At 60.9% G+C, this 13735-nt stretch carries 13 protein-coding genes and 1 riboswitch; of the genes, 9 read left to right on the top strand and 4 right to left on the bottom strand.

Annotated elements, in window-relative coordinates:
- Nucleotide 1: 1 nt before the first annotated feature.
- From P9239_RS23090 to P9239_RS23080, 3 genes are all read right to left on the bottom strand, one after another.
- The gene (locus tag P9239_RS23090) at nucleotides 2–1183 is read right to left on the bottom strand and encodes an ABC transporter ATP-binding protein (protein WP_309755359.1); all 1182 of its coding nucleotides are present in this window, start codon (nucleotides 1181–1183) and stop codon (nucleotides 2–4) included.
- A gap of 21 nt (nucleotides 1184–1204) precedes the next feature.
- Nucleotides 1205–2335: an SRPBCC family protein gene (locus P9239_RS23085; RefSeq protein ID WP_309755357.1), complete on the bottom strand. Its 1131-nt coding sequence runs from the start codon at nucleotides 2333–2335 to the stop codon at nucleotides 1205–1207.
- 137 nt (nucleotides 2336–2472) lie between these two features.
- Entirely contained in the window at nucleotides 2473–3399 is a 927-nt protein-coding gene (locus P9239_RS23080) for a LysR family transcriptional regulator (protein WP_309755356.1), read from the bottom strand.
- A gap of 177 nt (nucleotides 3400–3576) precedes the next feature.
- Between P9239_RS23080 and P9239_RS23075 the strand changes: the two genes are divergently transcribed.
- Genes P9239_RS23075 through argE form a run of 4 tightly spaced genes read left to right on the top strand, consistent with a single transcriptional unit; the run spans nucleotide 3577 to nucleotide 7174 of the window.
- On the top strand, nucleotides 3577–4884 hold the full coding sequence (locus tag P9239_RS23075) for an NAD(P)/FAD-dependent oxidoreductase (protein WP_309755354.1): 1308 nt from the start codon (nucleotides 3577–3579) through the stop codon (nucleotides 4882–4884).
- 17 nt (nucleotides 4885–4901) lie between these two features.
- A complete protein-coding gene (locus tag P9239_RS23070; protein ID WP_309755352.1) occupies nucleotides 4902–5330 on the top strand; it encodes a RidA family protein in 429 nt (142 codons plus the stop codon).
- Nucleotides 5331–5346: 16 nt separating this feature from the next.
- Nucleotides 5347–6024: a DUF1028 domain-containing protein gene (locus tag P9239_RS23065; RefSeq protein WP_309755350.1), complete on the top strand. Its 678-nt coding sequence runs from the start codon at nucleotides 5347–5349 to the stop codon at nucleotides 6022–6024.
- Nucleotides 6017–7174 (top strand): acetylornithine deacetylase, encoded by a 1158-nt coding sequence (gene argE, locus P9239_RS23060; RefSeq protein WP_309755348.1) that lies wholly within the window; start codon nucleotides 6017–6019, stop codon nucleotides 7172–7174. The genes P9239_RS23065 and argE overlap by 8 nt, the downstream gene beginning before the upstream one ends.
- A gap of 587 nt (nucleotides 7175–7761) precedes the next feature.
- On the opposite strand, the gene P9239_RS23055 is transcribed toward argE, so the two are convergent.
- On the bottom strand, nucleotides 7762–8397 hold the full coding sequence (locus P9239_RS23055; protein ID WP_309755346.1) for a hypothetical protein: 636 nt from the start codon (nucleotides 8395–8397) through the stop codon (nucleotides 7762–7764).
- Nucleotides 8398–9482: 1085 nt separating this feature from the next.
- A riboswitch (guanidine-I (ykkC/yxkD leader) is annotated at nucleotides 9483–9579 on the top strand.
- A gap of 58 nt (nucleotides 9580–9637) precedes the next feature.
- Here P9239_RS23055 and P9239_RS23050 point away from each other — a divergent pair.
- From P9239_RS23050 to P9239_RS23030, 5 genes are read left to right on the top strand one after another with little or no spacing between them, the layout of a single operon-like run.
- Nucleotides 9638–10708: a putative urea ABC transporter substrate-binding protein gene (locus P9239_RS23050; protein WP_309755344.1), complete on the top strand. Its 1071-nt coding sequence runs from the start codon at nucleotides 9638–9640 to the stop codon at nucleotides 10706–10708.
- A 33-nt stretch (nucleotides 10709–10741) separates the two neighbouring features.
- Complete coding sequence (locus tag P9239_RS23045) at nucleotides 10742–11557, top strand: ABC transporter permease subunit (protein WP_309755342.1); 816 nt, start codon at nucleotides 10742–10744, stop codon at nucleotides 11555–11557.
- Nucleotides 11554–12360: an ABC transporter ATP-binding protein gene (locus tag P9239_RS23040; RefSeq protein WP_309755340.1), complete on the top strand. Its 807-nt coding sequence runs from the start codon at nucleotides 11554–11556 to the stop codon at nucleotides 12358–12360. The genes P9239_RS23045 and P9239_RS23040 overlap by 4 nt, the downstream gene beginning before the upstream one ends.
- Complete coding sequence (locus P9239_RS23035; RefSeq protein ID WP_309755339.1) at nucleotides 12357–13061, top strand: urea amidolyase associated protein UAAP1; 705 nt, start codon at nucleotides 12357–12359, stop codon at nucleotides 13059–13061. The genes P9239_RS23040 and P9239_RS23035 overlap by 4 nt, the downstream gene beginning before the upstream one ends.
- A 13-nt stretch (nucleotides 13062–13074) precedes the next feature.
- Nucleotides 13075–13716, top strand: a complete 642-nt coding sequence (locus P9239_RS23030; protein ID WP_309755336.1) for an urea amidolyase associated protein UAAP2 — start codon at nucleotides 13075–13077, stop codon at nucleotides 13714–13716.
- The last annotated feature ends 19 nt before the right edge of the window (nucleotides 13717–13735 follow it).

Here is a 13735-nt window from a genome sequence, read left to right as displayed (position 1 = left end):
GTCAGTTGGCTCCTGCGGGTGCGGTCGTGATGAGAGAAGGGGTTGGCGAAATCGGGCTATGGGTCGCGCTGGCGCGAGGCGGGGCGCTCATCGCGAGAATCTTGCAGTCGTCGTGACGCCATGCGACATCGATCATCTCCCCGGATGCCGGCAATGCATGACGCTGCGTATTGGGCAGCTTCACGACGATCGCGTCGCGCGAGCCGAGCGTCAGATGCACACGATGATGATCGCCGCAATACACCAGTTCATCCACGCGGGCGCGCACGACATTGTCGTGTTCGTCGACATGCAAGCCTTCCGCGCTCGGGATATGCGCGCGCTCGGGGCGCAGCGCGAGCATGGCTTCGTCGCCGACGCGCAGGCCGGTCTCGCATCGACCGCGAATGACGCTGCCGTCGGAGAGCGCGAACGTCGCCCATGTGTCGTCGCAACTCACGACGCGCCCTGTCAGGCCGTTGTTCTCGCCGACGAAGTTCGCGACAAACGCGTTCTGCGCGTTTTCATAGAGCTCGCTCGGCGTGGCCGCTTGCTGTATGCGCCCATCCGAGAAAACGGCGACGCGGTCCGACATGGTCAGCGCCTCAGCCTGATCGTGCGTCACATAGACGATGGTCAGAGCCAACTCGCGGTGCAGCCGCATGATTTCGTATTGCATGGTCTCGCGAAGGCGCTTGTCGAGCGCGCCGAGCGGTTCGTCCATCAGTACGACGCTCGGTTCGAACACGAGCGCGCGCGCCAGTGCGACGCGCTGCTGTTGCCCGCCCGAAAGCTGCGCGGGCCTTCTGTCAGCCAGATGCGGCAATTCGATCATCTCGAGCGCGCGGTTCACTCGCGCCTTCTGCTCCGAACGGCTCATGCGCCGCACCGAAAGCGGAAACGCCACGTTCTCCGCAATCGTGAGATGCGGAAACAGCGCGTAGTTCTGGAACACCATTCCGATGTCGCGCCGATGCGGCGGCTTGTCGTCGAGCCGCTTGCCGTCGAGCCGGATCTCGCCTTGCGTCGGCGATTCGAAGCCGGCCAGCATCATCAGCGTGGTGGTCTTGCCCGAGCCGGATGGCCCGAGCAACGACAGGAATTCTCCCTTGCGCACGTCGAGGTTCAAGCCTTCGACGACGTAATTTGCGCCGTCGTACGATTTGCTCACGCCCGCGAATGAGATGAAGGAAGGGTTCGACATCGTGATGGCGTCCTGTCGTTCTTACTGCGGTTTCAGCTTGCCCGCGAGATACCGCGCGAAGTCATAGTTGGGGCGTTCCAGATGGCTCAGGTGCCCGGGCTTCGCCAGCGGCGCATGCACGCCGCGAAACACGGCCTCGACGCCGCGCTTGTCTTCGGCGTTCACTTCGTCGAGCAGCTTCTTGAGCGTTGCCATGTGCGCATTCGCTTCGGCATCGGCGATGAACTCCGGCGCAAGGCCGCCGCCGAAACGGATATGCACGCGGCCGACGCCCTGCGGTTGAAGCACGAGATACCAGAAATAGCCGGGCGTCAACGTGATCAGATGCGTCGGGTAAATGGCGAGCAGCGCGGTCGTCTTGCGCCAGTGCCCGGACAAGCGCGTGTTGTCCGCGTGCGCATTCCCGATGGGCAGCGAGGCTTCCTTAGTGATCCAGTGATAGTTGAACGCCGCGCGACCCGGCGGACATTCCATCTCTTCGAGCCGCGAATGCGGGCCTACCGTCGCGCGATGCAGCATGGGCAGGTGATAGCTCTCCATGAAGTTTTCGGCGAGGATCTTCCAGTTGGTGTCCCACACATGCTCTTCATAGAACGTTTCGATGTAATCAGTCATGCCGTAGGCTTCGATCAGCGCGTCCAATTCACCGAGCTGCTTGCTGACGGGTGGCGCGTTCGGGTCCAGCGTCACGTAGATCCAGCCTTGCCATTCTTCACATCGCACGGCGGGCAACTTATAGCTTTCCTTGCAGAAGCCTTCTTGTCTATCCATCAGCGGCGCGCCCTTCAGTGCGCCGTCGAGCGAGTAATTCCACGCGTGATATGGACACACGATGCGTCGCACGTTGCCGCGTCCTTCGAGCAATAGAGACATGCGATGCAGGCATACGTTGGACATCGCCTTGAGCTGCATGTGCTCGTCTCGCAAGACGACGACCGGCTGTTCCGCGATGCGCGCAGTGAGGTAATCGCCGGGCGCTTTCAGTGCGCTCGCGCGCCCGACGCATTGCCATTCGCGCGAGAAAATGTGCTCTTCTTCGAGCGCGAGGAACTCCGCCGACGTATAGACGCCGGGCGGCATCGCACGTGCGTCACTGAACGGGCGATCGCATCCGTCGCGCAATGCGTTCATCAACTCGTGCAGATGGGCCATGACGATTTCCTCGTGCAGTGAGCCGGAGCGCCTTTTCACTTGGCAGGCACCCGGCATGCACTCAATCTAACAAGCCAATATGCCAGTCAAAATATTGTTTTCGGATACAGCGCAAAGCTTTTTCCTATGCACGGGCGTTATGCGTCGATACGCAGCCGCCGTATGTAGTTCTCGCAGAACGAAGTGAAACGGTGAACCACCTGCCGCGGCTTCATGGTGCGGGATTGCGCGATGCCGAGCATCGTCGCGTTCACGTTGTCTTTGAAACGCTTAATGACGAACTCTTCGCCGTCCACCGTGCGGTTCGATTTGAGCGGGAAGTTGAGCAGGCTATAGCCGAGGCCGTTTGCCACCATGCCTCGCACTACTTCCGGCTGCGACGAGCGGAACGCGGGCACTGGCCTGTTGCCGACCGCATCGAAGAGGGCGGCGAAATACTCCCGGCTATGCGGCAGATCGAGCATGACGTATGGCTCGGGCAGCAGATCGGCCAGTGAGATTTTGCGGGCGCGCGCCAGGCGATGCGTGCGCGGCAGAATGGCGTAAGGCGGCAACGACAAGAGCGGCGTGAAGGCGATATCCTCGGTGAGATCGAGGCTATAGGTCAGCGCGAGATCCAGCGAGCCGTCGTGCAGTCCGCGCAGCAGAACATCCTGGTTCCCTTCGACCGTGCGAAACGCAATGCCCGCATGATCGGCCGTGAAGCGGCTGATGAGGCCCGGCATGAGCGGCGGCGCGAGCGAAACAAGGCAGCCGAGCGCAATGGAACCGGTCATACCGCCATCCAGTTCCTTTGCGGCCATCTGCAATTCTTCGGCGATCTTCAGCAGATTGCGCGCTTGCCCCAAAAGATCGCGACCAGCCTGCGTCAGCGACAAGCCGCTCGCGTGATGCCGGATGAAGAGCTGAACACCGAAGGACACTTCGAGGTCCGCCAGCGCTGTCGATATCGAAGGCTGCGAAATATGCAGCTTTCTGGCCGCTGCAGTGAATGACAAGGCTTCTGCCGCGACCACGAAGTAGCGCAACTGGCGCAGCGAGTAGCGTAACGAATGACTTTCCATCGCGGCAATGCGTCCTCGCTAGAACCTAAATGCACCGCATTGTGCGGCGTACAAAAAAGCCTGCATAGGTAAATCCCATGCTATGCATTTTTTGAAAATATTTTATTGATCAGGTCACGGCGCGTAGATTCTGTCGGCATCGGAACGGCCATACGAGCCTCTCGGAAGGACACAGCCATGACAATGGACCCCACTTCGATCGACACGCTCGTGGTCGGCGCAGGCCAGGCCGGCGTCGCGATGAGCGAACATTTGACCCGGCACGGTGTGCCGCATCTCGTGCTGGAACGCGCGCGCATCGCGGAACGCTGGCGCACGGGTCGATGGGACTCGCTCGTGGCCAACGGGCCCGCGTGGCACGATCGCTTTCCCAATCTCGAGTTCGCGCAGACCGCCCCCGACGCCTTCGCGCCGAAAGAGGAAATCGCTGATTATTTCGTCGCTTATGCAAGAAAGTTCGATGCGCCCATACACACCGGCGTGGAAGTGAAAAAGGTCGCGCGCAACGTGGGACGTCCGGGCTTTACTGTGGAGACGTCGAATGGCGTGATCGATGCAAAGCGCGTCGTCGTTGCGACCGGGCCGTTCCAGAAGCCCGTGATGCCGCCAATCGCACCGCAAGATGCTTCGCTAACGCAGATTCATTCCGCCGACTACCGCAATCCGCAGCAATTGCCCGCAGGCGGCGTGCTGGTGGTGGGCGCGGGATCGTCGGGCGTGCAGATCGCCGATGAACTGCAGCGTGCGGGACGACCCGTGTATCTGTCCGTGGGCGCGCACGATCGGCCGCCGCGCGCGTATCGCGGACGCGACTTTTGCTGGTGGCTCGGCGTGCTCGGCGAGTGGGACGCCGAAGTCATGAAGCCGGGCCGCGAACACGTGACTATCGCAGTGAGCGGCGCACGCGGCGGGCAAACCGTCGACTTTCGCCGGCTTGCACATCAAGGCATCACGCTCGTGGGTCTGACGAGAGCATTCGAGAACGGCGTGGCCCGCTTCAACGACGATCTCGCGGAAAACATCGCGCGAGGCGACGAAAATTATCTGTCGCTGCTCGACGCTGCCGACGCGTATGCCGCCCGCAATGGCCTCGATCTTCCTGCCGAGCCGGAAGCGCGCATGATCCCGCCCGACCCCGACTGCCTCAAGAATCCGCTGCTCGAACTGAATCTGGCGCAAGCGGGCGTAACCTCGATTATCTGGGCGACGGGTTATGTCAACGACTTCAGCTGGCTGCAGGTCGATGCCTTCGACGATAGAGGAAAGCCCAAGCACCAGCGCGGTGTGTCGAAGGAACCGGGAATCTATTTTCTCGGCTTGCCGTGGCTCTCGCGACGCGGCTCCGCGTTCATATGGGGCGTGTGGCACGACGCGAAACACGTCGCGGATCACATCGTTACGCAGCGCAAGTATCAGGCGTACTACGACGCGCCGCATCGTCACGCGCAAGCGCCACGGAACGAAGAAAGTGTGCAAGCCAACTGAACGTATCAGGTGAACTCATGAGCCAACCGACGCATACGCGTATCCGCATGTTCAATACGAAGGATACGTACCCCAATCAGACGCTCGACAACGATCTCTGTCAGGCCGTCCGCGCAGGCAACACCGTCTATGTGCGCGGGCAAGTGGGCACGGATTTCGATGGCAATCTCGTAGGCCTCGGCGATGCGCGCGCGCAGGCCGAACAGGCGATGAAGAATGTAAAGCAGTTGCTCGAAGAAGCGGGCAGCGACCTTTCGCACATCGTCAAGACGACGACGTACCTCACCGACGTGCGTTATCGCGAGCCGGTCTACAGGGAAGTCGGCAAGTGGCTCAAGGGCGTGTTTCCCATCTCGACCGGGCTGACCGTCGTTGCGCTGGGCCAGCCGCAATGGCTCATGGAGATCGACGTGATCGCCGTTATTCCCGATGGCTGGACGCGCTAATCGTGAAGGATAGCTAATGACTTTTTCTATCGTCGGTCGGTGTGAGAGAACGGGACAGCTCGGCATTGCGATCAGTTCGTCGAGCATCGCGGTCGGCGCGCGTTGTCCGTGGCTGCGCGCGGGCGTCGGTGCTGTCGCGACGCAAAACGTCACGCTGCCCGCGCTCGGGCCGCAGATTCTCGAGCTTCTCGCGGACAAGCGGCTCGGGCCATCGGAGGCCCTGAAACAGGCGCTCGATGCGAATGAATGGCGCGAGTACCGGCAGGTCACGGTCATCGACGCGCAGGGGCGCACCGCCTTTTTCAGCGGTAAGGAAGCGCTCGGCACGCATCACGCAGTGGCAGGCGATCAATGCGTTGCGGCGGGCAACATGCTGGCGGGCACGCATGTCATCGACGCGATGCCACCCGCATTCGCGCAAGCCGACGGCCTGCTCGCGGGTCGCTTGCTGGCCGCCATGCAAGCGGCCATGGCGGCGGGCGGGGAGGCGGGCCCCGTGCATTCGGCCGCGCTGAAGATCGTGAGCGATCTGAGTTGGCCGATCGTCGATTTGCGTGTGGATTGGGCCGACGATGATCCAATCGGCAAGCTCCGCGACTTGTGGACCGCCTACGCGCCGCAGATGAAGGACTATGTGACGCGCGCATTGAATCCCACCGCCGCGCCGAGCTACGGAGTGCCGGGCGATGAATGAAATGCGAAGCCGTGCGCTGCTCGAAAAGCTGATCGGCTTCGCGACGGTCAGCCGCGATTCGAATCTCGCGCTAATCGAGTTCGTTCGCGATTATCTTGCTGGATATGGCGTCGAATGCGAACTCTTCCATAACGACGAGCGCACCAAGGCGAGTCTCTTTGCGACCATCGGCCCGCGCGATCGTGGCGGCATTGCGTTGTCGGGACATACGGATGTCGTGCCTGTGGATGGCCAGGCGTGGACCGTCAATCCGTTCGAACTCGTCGAAAAGGAAGGGCGTCTTTACGGACGCGGCACGGCGGACATGAAGGGCTTTCTTGCATCCGTCTTGGCAGCGGTGCCGACGTTCGTCGAACGTGACTTGAAGATGCCCGTGCATGTCGCGTTTTCTTACGACGAAGAAATCGGGTGTCTGGGCGTACGTCCGATGCTTGCACAACTCGCGCTTCGGGAGCACAAGCCCGTGCTGTGTCTTATCGGCGAGCCGACGGAGCTCAAGCCCGTGCTCGGACACAAGGGCAAGCTCGCCGTGCGCTGTTGCGTGAAAGGCGCGCCGTGTCATTCGGCTTACGCGCCGTATGGCGTCAACGCCATTCAATACGCGGCGCGCATGATCAATTACCTTGACGACATCGGCGAGGAACTCGCACAGCCGGAGCATCGCGACGAACGGTTCAATCCGCCTTACTCGACGGTGCAGACGGGGGTCATCAAAGGAGGCCGTGCGCTTAACATCGTGCCCGCCGAATGCGATTTCGACTTCGAAGTGCGGGCCTTGCCCGGCTTCGATGCGAATGAGGTCGTGCAGCGCCTGCAGGCCTACGCCGAGACCCAACTGCTGCCGAAGATGCGCGCAGTGGAGCCTGATACCGGTATCAGCATGCAGCCGTTGTCGGCTTATCCAGCTCTCGCCACGCCGCCCGACGGTGAGGCCGCGCGGCTGTTGGCGCTTCTCGCGGGATCGACAGCATTCGACACGGTCGCGTTCGGCACGGAAGGCGGCTTGTTTGAGCAGGCCGGCATACCGACCGTGGTCTGCGGGCCGGGAAGCATGGATCAGGGGCACAAGCCCGACGAGTACCTCACCGTCGAGCAATTACGCGCCTGCGACGCCATGCTGCTTCGGCTCGCTGACTATTTGTCGGGCTAAGGTGGGCCTGTGTGTCGAGTTGGCTTCGGCCGGGAACGGTGTTGGACGTTTGAAGTGCTGGCGCGGGCGGCACGAGCGTGGGTGCTGGACTTGCCGGGGCGCAGTGTTGGTGATGCGGCTAGGCGTCGGGCGATTTAGCGAATGCAAAAACGTTGCTTGCCTCGTCATTGCTTTCTTATGCGCTAAGTCTCGTGTTTTCCGGCGGCCCGCTCTTAACGGCGCTTCGGCAGGCGACGATCGTTGTCAACATGTGCCGTACTCAGCCAGTGCGCGTGTTCGACTTCGACGCGGGTCGGAGGAAAACATTCGCGCCGTAGGTATTGTTGACATAATGCTAATTAGCGCATTTCGAGTTGTAGGTCCCAAGTTCAAATGTCGTGTTTCTGCTAAGTAGAGATATCGCATCTTGCCGTAGGTTCGTGGCCAGACAAGCGTTTCTGGGGCACGGGCCACGAACAGGACTGGCGCATAACTATATCGATGCGCGACGTGGTGATCGATGTCAATCGCATCCTCCTCGACGCAGATTCGATCGGTCAGTTCCAACTGCATAGTGTCGAGCACCCGCTAAGATGCTCAGACCGATCTCATCCAACAAGTCGCATGTTGGAAAACAGGTATATTCCGACAGGAATCAGTGGAACAGCGAGAATCATCAGAGCTCCGTCCAGCGCGACTGTGACCGGCGTCATCAACAGCATGGCCTTCTTCGCACTCGAATGCTGCGTCTCGTGCACCCTGACGCTATAAGATTGGTTCAGTGACGTCGAACTCAGTCTCGACCGTTCAAACTTCCTTGCGTCATAACGTGCACCTTTCAGGCTAATCTGCCGGACCAGTTCCGTTCCGGAAAAGCCGAAGTCGACCAACTGCTCCTTCTGTTGCGGCGTAAGGGCCGATGATTTAGGCACCTTCAAGTCGATATAACCGTCAACGTTCTCATCGGGAATCACGCTAAAGCTACTGACATCTGCTCTTATCAGCGAATGCAACGGCGAGGCAAGAAGCTCCACAAAATGCTCCGGTGCATCGAAGATGTAGTGATATTCCGCCCCAAGAAAGACGAGCTTCTTCCGATCAGCCGAAATCAATACGCTGTCGATCGTCTCAGTGTATTGCCGTACGTTGTCGGAGTTCGCTTCATCGATAAGCTGCGATGTCAAGCAACCGCTTAATAGGAACGGCGCAAACGCCGTTAGTGTCAGAAAACCTCTTCTCTTCATACCTACCCTTCCCCTTTCCGTTGGCATCTGAACAGCCCGTTCCGCGTATCCAGACCCAACGCATTCCCACCGTATTCGCAAAACTCACGGACTTGCAATCCATCCACCGGATACCGCTCGCTCTCGACTCATCATGCAGCCATGGCACTGTGACTGAGTTCGGAAACTACGATGAGTTCGGCGGCTATGACCGCGTGCAAGAAAAAGACGACTCGTCTGGTATCCATAGCGTTTGGGCGACAGTCATTTCTTTTCATCCGGCTCTGACTCAGGCAAGACAGCCGGCATGACGCCGCGCACTTTACTTCCTGCCGCTATTCCTCGGTTCCGGTGAACCAAAATGTTTCAACTCGCTGCGTTCTGCGACGCTGAACAACAGCAGCGGAATTCACGGCGATGAAGCGTGACGTGACACGAGAAACGGCCTTCTTGTTGTGGCTCCGCAAACTCAGGGCGCGCGGACAGACGGGGACGCGTTGCGTTATGCCTGATGCTCAAGAGGCGATTGCCATACGCGACAGCACCGTTAGCGAACACGAATGTCCATGTATGTCAGTTCCGGCGCACTGTTCGATGATCACGTCAACTTTGGGAATCGGCGAGGCGTTTTCGCGCGCTCGTCCCCGTTTCGCGGCTAATGCGGCAGAGGCGCAAGCGGGCGCGTCGGCGGGCGAGCAACGCGGAAAGCTCGTCATTCGAACAGGCGGGCTCGAAGCTGCACGCGTATCGGTCGCGACACGGAAAGCAAGCAGGTGTTCGCTTGCGATGCTCGTATCAGTTCGTGTGATAACTCCACGGGTTGTCGCTGTTGCGGCATAGCTCGCCTCATGCAAGCGACGTTGTCCATCGACGATGCCAAGACGATCGCCGAAGCGTCGCAACGAGCCGCTCCCCTCAGAGATGCGCCGCACACCAAACGCGCCCGATAACGGTGCATCGTGACGCTTTCATGTGCGCCGCCTCACCCGAAGCGCGCAGCCGATGCCCGCCCAAAGCGCGGCAGCCTTGATTCTTCGCGCTTGGCACGCTTCCCGCTTTAAACGTTGCGCAAGGAGCCGGCGCACCATCCGGTTCACAAAAAATTTGAAATGGACGGCTAGGGTTCCGGTCTGCTCGCAGACGCTGGTCCGAGAGCTGTCGACCTCGAACGAGGTTACACGGCGGGACAAAAGCCCGGGAGAGAACGCGATGTTCGCGCTGCTCCCTGCCGTCGCTAACCGTCTCCTCCGAGGTCAACCTCATGCGCAAGCTCGTCCGCTGTCTTGGCATCGCCGCCGTTTCCCTCGTCACCTTCGCCTCGAGCGCCGCGTTCGCCGCGCCTCGCAACGACTTCAAGGTGTGCTGGACCATCTATGCGGGCTGGATGCCGTGGGGTCAGGCAAAGACCCAGGGCATCGTATCGAAATGGGCGAAGAAGTACGGCATCAACGTCGATGTCGTGCAACTGAACGACTACGTCGAGTCCATCAATCAATACACGGCCGGCAAGTTCGACGGCTGCGCCATGACCAACATGGATGCGCTCACCATTCCGGCCGCGGGCGGCGTCGATTCGACGGCGCTCATCGTGAGCGACTACTCCAACGGCAACGACGGCGTGCTCATGAAGGGCAAGGGCAAGCAGATCGCCGATCTAAAGGGCCAGCAGGTCAACCTCGTGCAGTTCTCCGTGTCGCACTATTTGCTCGCACGCGCGCTCGACAGCGCCCACATGAGCGAGCGCGATCTCAAGGTCGTCAATACATCCGATGCCGATATTTCCGGCGCATTCGCGACGCCTGCCGTTCACAACGCGGTGACGTGGAACCCGATGCTCGCCGATCTCAAGGCACAGCCGAACGTCACCGAAGTCTTCGATTCCAGCAAGATTCCCGGCGAAATCATGGACATGATGGTCGTGAACACGAAGACGCTGCAGGAGAATCCTGCGCTCGGCAAGGCGTTGACCGGCGCATGGTTCGAGATGGTCGCGTTGATGCACGGCAACTCCGCTGACACCACGAACGCGCTCACCGCGATGGCGAAGTCCTCCGGCACCGATCTCGCCAACTTCAAGGGCCAGTTGTCCACCACCGCCCTCTTCTACACGCCGAAAGCCGCGCTCGATTTCGTCACGAGCCCCGACATGCCGAAGATCATGACGCGCGTCGCGAAGTTCTCGTTCGATCACGGCCTGCTCGGTCAGGACGCAAAGAGCGCGGACGCCGTCGGCATGGCGTTCGACAAGGGCGTCGTGGTCGGCAACAAGGGCAACGTCAAGCTGCGCTTCGATCCGACCTATGTCGAGATGGCGGCCGCAGGCAAGCTCTGAGCCATTTTCCAGGCTTCATACGAGGCAGTTCCCATGCGACTCATCAATCGACATCCGAGCCGGACCGGCGGCCTGATGCTGCTGCTGTTGCCGTTCGTCGTGCTGTTCGCGGTCTATTTCACCGGATCGTCGATGCGGCTCGCGGTCAATCCCGACGACAAGCTGCTTCCGAGCGCGACGCAGATGAGCGATGCCGTGAAGTCGGTCGCCTTCACCGAGGACAAGCGCACGGGCGAGTACCTTTTGTGGGCCGACACGCTGTCGAGCTTGCGGCGCCTGTGCATCGGGCTCGTCGTGAGCGCGGCGATCGCACTCGTGATCGCCATCGCGACGGGTTCGTTTCCACTCGTGAGCGCGACGCTGAGTCCCTTCGTCACGGTCATCTCGATGGTGCCGCCGCTCGCCGTGCTGCCCATCTTGTTCATCGTGTTCGGGCTCGACGAGTTGTCGAAGGTCGTGCTTATCGTGGTCGGCATCACGCCGATGATCATTCGAGACCTGCACGCGCGCACGGGCGAGATTCCGGCCGAGTTATGGGTCAAGGCGCAGACCCTCGGCGCGAGCAGCTGGACGCTCATCCTGCGGCTCGTACTGCCGCAACTGCTGCCGCGCTTGCTGGTGGCGCTGCGTCTTTCGCTCGGCGCCGCGTGGCTCTTTCTGATCGCAGCCGAAGCAATCGCCTCCACCGATGGCCTCGGCTACCGCATCTTTCTCGTGCGCCGCTATCTGTCGATGGATCTGATCCTGCCTTACGTCGCGTGGATCACGCTGCTCGCATGGCTCACCGACGAGTTGCTTCGGCGCATCACGCAGTGGTGCTTTCCGTGGTACGGCGGGAGCGCGCGATGATCGAAGTCCGCAACGTATGGAAGGAATACGGCGATCAGGTCGTGCTGGAACGCCTGAATCTCACCATCAAGGAAGGCGAATTCTGCTCGATGGTCGGTGCGTCCGGCTGCGGCAAATCGACGTTTCTGCGGCTTCTTCTCGGGCAGGAACGCGTAACGCGCGGCGAGATTCTGCTGGACGGCGCGCCGCTACCAGAGGAACCGGACGCGCATCGCGGCGTGGTGTTTCAACGCTATTCCGTGTTCGATCACCTGGACGCGCTGCATAACGTGATGCTCGGTCTCGAACTCCCGCGCGCTAAGTTCACAGGCCGGCTTTTCGGCGCACAGCGGCGCGCCGCGCGTGACGAGGCGGCTGCCATGCTGGAGCGCGTGGGTCTGGGCGCAGCGCTCGACAAGTATCCGCAGCAGTTGTCGGGCGGCATGCAGCAACGGCTCGCCATCGCGCAGGCGCTGATGATGAAACCGCGTGTGCTCTTGCTCGACGAGCCCTTCGGCGCACTTGATCCGGGCATTCGCAAGGACATGCACGCGCTTCTGTCCGAGCTGTGGCGCGAGTCGAAGCTGACCATCTTCATGGTCACGCATGACCTGAAAGAAGGCTTCACGCTCGGCAGCCGCGTGCTCGTATTCGACAAGGTGCGCGTGGACCCGCAAGCGCCGGGCGCGTATGGCGCGCGCATCACCTACAACATTCCGCTCGACCGCACCCGCGAGTCTGCTTCGGCCGTGCATATCGCGCAGGCCGCGGTAAGCGGTGCTTCGGACACCGAACTTGTTTCAATAGAGGGGATTCGTCCATGACATTGCTGCTCGAAGAAACCGTCCCCGGCGGCGGACATACGTCGCTCATCGTGAAACGCGGACAGTCGCTGCGCGTGACGGACCTGCGCGGCGGCGCGAACGTCAGCGTAATGATGGTGAACGCCACGGAGAAAAGCGAACGGCTCAATCTGCCCGATTCGCTCAAGTGCCAGCACACCGCGAAGCTCACGGCGGGCCACTGCCTGTATTCCGACATGGGCCGCGTGCTCGCCGCCATTGTCGCGGATACGTGCGGCTGGCACGACAGCATCGGCGGGGTATCGAATGCACAGGAAGTGGCCGAACGCTACGGCGTGGGCCGCTATCAGGAGCTGCGTAACGCGTTCTATCGCAACGGCACGGACAACTTGCTCGTCGAGATGGGCAAGTGGGGCCTCGGCATTTCCGATCTGATGATGACGCTCAATCTCTTCAGCCGCGTGGATGTCACTGACGACGGCGCGCTGCGCTTCGTTCCCGGCAATTCGAAGCCCGGCGACTACGTGGAGTTTTACGCGCCGATGAACACGCTCGTCGTACTGACGGCGATTCAACATCCGCTCGACCCGAACCCCGAGTATTCGCCGAGACCCGTCAAGCTCGAACTGAGCACGGCGCAACCGGACGTCGCGGAAATCTGCCGCACCGCATGTGAAGAGAACGTACGCGGTTTCATCAACACTGAACGCTTCTTTCTGTGAGCACGGATCCACTATGACCAGCACGCTTACCGTCAGCGACAAACAGCCCGAAAGCGCGGTGTATCGCGAAACGCTCGCCGCAGGCGAACCCTGGCTGCACGAGGTGAAGGCCGGGCAGACGCTGCGCATCGTCGATCTGGAAGGCAATCAGGCCGTCGATACGCTCTTCTACAGTCTCGCCGATCCGCGCGAACGGTTCGATCCGCAACGCACGCTGCGCCGGCAACAGAGCCTCTATCTCACGTCCGGCTCGGTTCTCTACTCGAATCTCGGCAATCCGATGCTGACCATCGTCGCGGATACGTGCGGGCGTCACGACACGCTCGGCGGCGCCTGCGCGCAGGAAAGCAATACGGTGCGCTACGCGCTCGAAAAGCGCTACATGCATAGCTGCCGCGACAATTTCCTGCGGGCATGCGCGCACGACGGGCGGCTCTCGAAGCGCGACATCGGCGCGAACGTCAACTTCTTCATGAACGTGCCCGTGACGGAAGAAGGCGGCCTCACGTTCGAAGACGGCATCTCCGCGCCGGGCAAGTACGTGGAACTGCGCGCGGAAATGGACGTGATCGTGCTGATTTCCAACTGCCCGCAGCTGAACAACCCGTGCAACGCCTATAACCCGACGCCCGCGGAGCTGCTGATATGGAACTGAAGCGCATCCGTAGCTTTAT

The organism is Caballeronia sp. LZ062, assembly GCF_031450785.1.
In the GTDB taxonomy this organism is placed as follows: Bacteria; Pseudomonadota; Gammaproteobacteria; order Burkholderiales; family Burkholderiaceae; genus Caballeronia.
Note: the sequence above shows the minus strand (reverse complement) of the source record. Positions and strands in the feature narration are given on the sequence as shown.